Source organism: Roseivirga spongicola (genome assembly GCF_001592965.1).
In the GTDB taxonomy this organism is placed as follows: domain Bacteria; phylum Bacteroidota; class Bacteroidia; order Cytophagales; family Cyclobacteriaceae; genus Roseivirga; species Roseivirga spongicola.
The window spans coordinates 62649-68648 of the sequence record NZ_LRPC01000032.1 but is presented as its reverse complement, the minus strand read 5'-3'; the positions used below and the strand labels follow the sequence as shown (position 1 = coordinate 68648).

Genomic DNA, 6000 nt, shown 5'->3' with positions numbered 1-6000 from the left:
GCGCTCGTAGTTATTGAATAACTTCCACCCGTAGCAATACCGCTACCTACTTCTCCATCGACATTCGATATTATTTTTACAGTAGAGCCGGCTTCCGCTGTACCTTCAAAGGTTGGTGTGGTATCCTTGGTCAGGTTATCTGAAGTAGACCCTGCGGTATGCTCTTCGTTACCCGAATCTGTGGCAGTAGTCATATCTGGAGTACTTGGAGGGTCTGGTGCCACATTATCTACCACGGTAATGGTAAATTCCTCTGCATAATCATCAGTACCATCGTTCGTATTTATTCTTATATCGTATGTGCCTGCGGCTAGGGCACTGCCTGTTCTTAAAGTAGTACCACTTATATTGAAACTCGCATTATCAGTACTTCCTGAACCAGAAACCAAAGAATAGGTATGGGTATCACCACCATCTGCGTCAGTAGTAGAGAGCGTGCCTACTGTTACATTTACGCCAGTTGCACTTTGGTTGATAGAGGTTGAAGTCAGCGCTATGTCTGTTGGGGCATTGTTGGAGGCTACAGCTGCAGCAAGCAAAACATCATCTATTGCAAAATTTGCAGGTGCAGGTGTGTTCATCGTCATTCTAATCTCATCAATATTACCCCACCCTGATGAAGCCGAAATATCCCCTGAAGTAACCGTAAAGTTGGTAGTTCCCGCAGAAGATATGGTCTTAGTAATTGCACCTGAAACGGCACTACCATTATCATACCCTTGAACGGTTATATTCTGGGTTGTTCCTGTAGCCACTGCAAAAGCAAAGCTTGTAAGAGAAAAATTATTCGCAGCGTTATCCGACTTATATGAAAAGGAAGTAACGTTAGTTCCAGTGGCTGTCATAATTACTGCAAGGTCAGAACCACCTGAAATGCCTGAGACCGTATTATTCACCGTTATATTGACAATATTACCTGATGTTACAGCAGAAACCCCTAGACTATGACCATCAATGTTTGTTGCACTAGGATTTGTGGAAGCCCCAGTAAGTAACCGAGCAGAGCCTGCCTCAAAGGTGATAGTCGAGCCTATGGTCTGAGCATTAACTTGCAAAAATGGCAACGTTTGAACAACCAAGACAAAAGTAAGCAAACCAATAAGCCTAGCGGCACTTCTATGCCCTGTAAAGAGTATCTTTAAATAGCTATCCACAAAACCAATAGCGCCAATGCTAAGGTTGCTCAATTTGGACAAACAACGGCCTGAGCCATTTACCGCTAAAGAAAATGATTTTGCCATCATGACCTTTGGAATCAAGGCTGACCCAATGGTTTTCATGAAGCTCTTGTTGAGTCTATTAAAATCAATCATATGTTTTGGTGGTGAATGAGCATTATTTTTACAAACTAAAACCTGTAATTCATAAGAACAGGCAGCGCAACGATACGCTTAGTTTTATATTTCAATTAGCAATAAATATATAGTAGTTTTTTTGTTCGAGAAAATAGCACCCTCTAAAACAAGTATTTATACCTGCTTAGTTTAAGTAAAAAAACCATGACATTAGTGTGATTTATAAAAAGCTCAGGACTCTCGGATAGCACAAGAAAAACTTTTAAATAATCTCAATTATCAACCTAGTTTAAGAGGCTATTCAGAATATATTTCTTTTGGCAATTTCAGTACCCGTGATGTAAAACGCAGGTTCTCTACTGAACTTTCATTTCTTTCTACCATAGACATATTTTATAAAAAGGCCATCAGTAAAAGATGGCCTTTTCTTGTTCTATGTCAAGCTAGATCAGATCAATTCCTCGAAGGGTAGATTCCAAACATACAAATTACCCAATGAATCGTAAGATAAGGTTGCATATTGTTATGAGCCTGACTACCTCCTGTATTACCAACTGTTACACCCTGACCAGCAGGAATCGTAGCAACACCTGTACTTAAGGTCACATCGTTTCCTGCACTTCCATACATATTAGAAGGGGTGGCAGCAAAATTCACTTCTGTATTTCCCTTTGCAAGAAATAGTCCATCATCAGGAGTGTCTTCAGTTGCTTCTCCATCCTTTGCAGTTAAAGAAACAGACACCGGCATTTCATGAGTTGTAGTCGCTAAATGAAAATGATTCGGCAAATTCAAGATATTCAAAGTCACATCCTCAATACCACTTCTTGATCCCAGTTTGTGTGTACTTAACCCTGGTCCGGTACCGGCACTTATGGGTATTCTACCCCTTAAATCGGGTAACCCAAAAGTTGTCCTACCATCTCCGCCATAGGTTGTTCCCAAAATTGAAAACAGGGCTGTATTCTGAGCAATAGCGATTAATTGACCCTCACAAAAAGCCCAAGCTCTCGGAGCAAAATTACCAGCAAACCCTCTTATTTCTCCAATAGTTCCTTCCATAATATTTAAAGTTATATTGAGAAATCAATTTCTAGATGGGAATAATCCGGCCATACAGATAATCCAATATATTGTCAGGTAAGGCTGCATGTTTGTATGAGACTGACTACCTCCTGTATTTCCAACAGTTACACCCTGACCAGCAGGAATTTGACTGATTCCAGAACCTAGAACTACATTATTACCTACATCTCCATACATTTTAGTAGGAGTAGGAGCAAAGTTAACTTCTGTATTTCCCTTAGCAAGAGACAAACCTGCTGCTGGGGTCTCAGAAGTTGCATCTCCATCTTTAGCCATAACAGTTACTTGTGCTGTTATGGCCTGCGTTTGAGCCACATGATTGTGAGAAGGTATCTGAGTCTGCGTCAAAACCACGTACTCCTGACCAGACCTTTGCCCAAGCGGTCTAGGTGATAGTCCTGGCCCAGTGCCAGCACTAATTGGGGCACGCCCTCTTAAATCGGGTAAGGCAAAGGTGGTACGCCCATCTCCGCCATAAGTCGTTCCCAATAGTGAAAATAACGCTTGATTTTGAGCAATAGAGAGCAATTGCCCATTGCAAAATGCCCAGTTTCTAGGCGCAAAGTTTCCTCCGAAACCTCTTATTTCGGCTAAATATCCTTCCATGATGTTGTGAATGATTTGTTGTGTAAAATTAGATTTGTGTGTTTCATTTTATTGTGTGTGAGTAGTGTGATTTATCGAAATCGTTTTAAGTTAAGAAAAATATCCAAACGATTTCAACTTCCGTAAATTTATGTATTCATTTAAGAAGTAAACCGCTGCCCAGGCAAAAAGCCAAGGTTAAACAACTTGACACCAGACATATACCCCTCTGCAGTGTTAACCACCGTAATTCTTAAGTACTCATTATTTATGCAAGCCACGACCACACCATAAACTACATCTGCATGTACTATCTGTCCTGGTTCAGCTTGGGCTGCTTGTTCTAGACTAACCGGAGTAACTTCTAGAATTCGCATTTCTACTCCTGCTACAACTGTAAACGCACCACCATATTTCGGATTAGTAGCATTTATAAGATATTCTATTTCAGTTGCAGATTGTTCCCCCCATTTAATGGTCAAATCATCTTCAGTTGGCTTTTGATCAAAAGCTTTGTCTACACTTTTTAAAGTCAGAAACTCATTAGGTTGGCTTTTTAGCAAGTCCAAAACCTTTTCAACCAAAGAAGGAACTATCTCCCCCAAGCGTCTGCTATGCAAGCCGTAGTTTTCCCCAGGGATTACTCGGAGTTCTTCCTTCAACAGCACCGGCCCTTCATCTACCTGATCATTCACTAAGTGTATGGTTACTCCACCAATTTCTTCACTATTCTTAAGCTGCCAAAAAATAGGGTCCGCTCCTTTATACTTAGGCAAAAGCCCGAAATGGAAATTGACAAACTTATTTGGTAGTACACTAAGAAGAGATTCCGGTATTATCCATGGAAATGTAAGTACCCAAACAGTTTCAACATGATGCTCCTTTATAAACAAGGATAGTTCTTCAACCCAACTATTTCTTTCCAGTTGTAATATTTCCGCATGGGTTACACCCGCAGCATGTATTGAAGAAGCTAAAAGGTTTACGTGCTTTTTTAGCACTCCTACCCCAACCAAAAGGTCGTCATCCTTTAACTTTTTCATGGCTGGAATTGAAAGTGTATTTGAATTAGTAAGTAATAGTACCTTCATTCTTAAACGGCCAAATAAGAGTTCATCCATACACTAGCTAGTGCATCTCTAGACTGTACAATATGTTCATTTTCGCTGATTGGCCCATCTACCTGCGCCAACTCCTTTGTCTCAACATTGTTTCCACTCACAACTTTATGACTAAGAATTGTAATTGCACTATTCAATTTAGGGACCTGAGTTGAATCATAACTTACAGAAGAATCTAGCGATTCAAGGTTCTTCTTTAACTCCTCAACGTTTAGTTTACCATTATTTTCTACTAAAACTCTCCCAATTGCTTTGCCGCACTTATCCCCCATTGAGACAAACGTATTCTTCCATAATGCATCGTTACTTAGTGCATTTTGAGTTGAAATCATTTCAAGCCCTGCCAAGTCATACTTTTCTGGTGCAAACAAAAATGGAAGTGCTACAATTTTAGTTTTACTGTTTAATCCTCTGGCATGAAACTCTTCAATAAAAAGAGTAGCTTCTTCTCCACAAAACAGCGGAAACACAAAATCATAAGCTTCTATATCTATACTATCGAAAGCTTCTTTTACTTCAGACAACTTACCTGGCTGCGGTAACTGCAAGAGCTTAAGGTCGTGATCAAAATCTTGATCGACCGACATTAAACCTAGTTGAAAGCAGTTTAAAAAAGCATATCCTGAGTCGAACATGGCCCCTAAAATAAGCCCTTTCTTACCCAAGTTTTGAGCTGCATATTGCCCCATAGCAAAGCAGTGCTGCCATAGGTGGGTTGAGTTAACCAATACGTTATCGCCATAACCTTTGGTAGGTATTAAGTGCTCTCCAAGGTTATTCATAATGAAAGGGATATTTCGCTTTTCGAACCGATCTACCAAGCCTTCAATGGCTTTTGGAGTTACTAATCCAGCAACAAGGTCAACATCGTGGTACCCAAAAAAATCATCCAGAGCTTTTTCAATCAACACTGGGCTTCCTTGTCCAACTGTTTCGGTTAATATTTCAGGTTCAAATTCAGTTTCGGCCAGTTCTGCTTTAAGTGCTTTTTTAAGCGCTCTATCAAACTGTTTGCCCATTGGCATAATACCAGAGTTAGGGATCAGTATCCCAATTGTAATTTCTTCCATAATCATTTTAGGTGTGATTTGCTGGTTTTACTACAGCTCGGCCCACATACGAATTAAGTTGCTGTAAACCTGCTGAAGCACAAGCCTAGTTTCCTTATGCTCCGCTTGACCCATTTGATCAAGTACTTGATTAATCTGATCGATAATCTCACGCTGACCCGAATCGCGAATAGCACACTGCATCCAAGTAACAACAGCCATTCTTTTACCACTGGTAACTGGCAATACCTGATGCAACCTAGTTGTCGGGTAGATTACTGCAGCACCTGCTGTGGGCTTAAACAATTTTGTACCGGCTTCTGTGATTACTTCTAATTCGCCTCCTTCATAACTCTCTGGAGGCGAAAGAAAAAGCGTCATCCCCACATCCGTTCTAATTGTAAACTGTGTTCCCATCAATGGACTATCTACATGGGTACCATAGTGCATTCCCGGTTCATAAAAGCTCACCAAGGGCGGCAGTATTATTTTAGGAAATATGGCCGATTGAATTCTTCTATTACGCGAAATGGCCTGAGATACAATTTGCCCAATTTGCTGTGCCTGAAAATTGTTTTCTGCACTTATCTGCTTGTTTTGTTTAACACCAGCGGCAGCATCTGAAGCCGTTGACTTACCATCTGAAAAACCAGCTTGATTAATGAGATTTAATATGGCAGACAATTCTTGAGCATTTAATAGCTCATCTATCTGCAGATAGTTTCCAGAATTTAATTGCATTGTATGTGTGCGTTGAGATTTCTGTTGTGAGTTTAAGCATTGTTAATCGATTTGAAAAACTTAGCACCAATAATTGCTTAAGAATTATAAATATTGATTATGCTATAATTAAGGCTTGCTGCT

6 protein-coding genes are annotated in these 6000 nt (G+C 40.2%); all 6 read right to left on the bottom strand.

The features are described 5' to 3' along the window. On the bottom strand, window positions 1–1280 hold a 1280-nt coding region (locus AWW68_RS19405), incomplete at its 3' end, for an Ig-like domain-containing protein (RefSeq protein WP_157717734.1). Between the two features lie 468 nt (window positions 1281–1748). After that, entirely contained in the window at window positions 1749–2357 is a 609-nt protein-coding gene (locus tag AWW68_RS19400; protein WP_068225169.1) for a phage tail protein, read from the bottom strand. 24 nt (window positions 2358–2381) lie between these two features. After that, a complete protein-coding gene (locus AWW68_RS19395) occupies window positions 2382–2987 on the bottom strand; it encodes a phage tail protein (protein WP_068225167.1) in 606 nt (201 codons plus the stop codon). A 140-nt stretch (window positions 2988–3127) separates the two neighbouring features. After that, a complete protein-coding gene (locus AWW68_RS19390; protein ID WP_068225165.1) occupies window positions 3128–4057 on the bottom strand; it encodes a methionyl-tRNA formyltransferase in 930 nt (309 codons plus the stop codon). Window positions 4058–4059: 2 nt separating this feature from the next. Next, on the bottom strand, window positions 4060–5157 hold the full coding sequence (locus AWW68_RS19385; RefSeq protein ID WP_068225163.1) for a type 1 periplasmic-binding domain-containing protein: 1098 nt from the start codon (window positions 5155–5157) through the stop codon (window positions 4060–4062). A 30-nt stretch (window positions 5158–5187) separates the two neighbouring features. After that, window positions 5188–5877: a Fe2+-dependent dioxygenase gene (locus AWW68_RS19380; protein ID WP_068225161.1), complete on the bottom strand. Its 690-nt coding sequence runs from the start codon at window positions 5875–5877 to the stop codon at window positions 5188–5190. Window positions 5878–6000: the final 123 nt, after the last annotated feature.

What these genes read in the sequence shown, in the direction of transcription:
- AWW68_RS19390 (WP_068225165.1), bottom strand. Translation starts at nt 4,057, where the DNA reads ATGAAGGTACTATTACTTACTAATTCAAATACACTTTCAATTCCAGCC.
- AWW68_RS19400 (WP_068225169.1), bottom strand. Translation starts at nt 2,357, where the DNA reads ATGGAAGGAACTATTGGAGAAATAAGAGGGTTTGCTGGTAATTTTGCT.
- AWW68_RS19395 (WP_068225167.1), bottom strand. Translation starts at nt 2,987, where the DNA reads ATGGAAGGATATTTAGCCGAAATAAGAGGTTTCGGAGGAAACTTTGCG.
- AWW68_RS19385 (WP_068225163.1), bottom strand. Translation starts at nt 5,157, where the DNA reads ATGGAAGAAATTACAATTGGGATACTGATCCCTAACTCTGGTATTATG.
- AWW68_RS19380 (WP_068225161.1), bottom strand. Translation starts at nt 5,877, where the DNA reads ATGCAATTAAATTCTGGAAACTATCTGCAGATAGATGAGCTATTAAAT.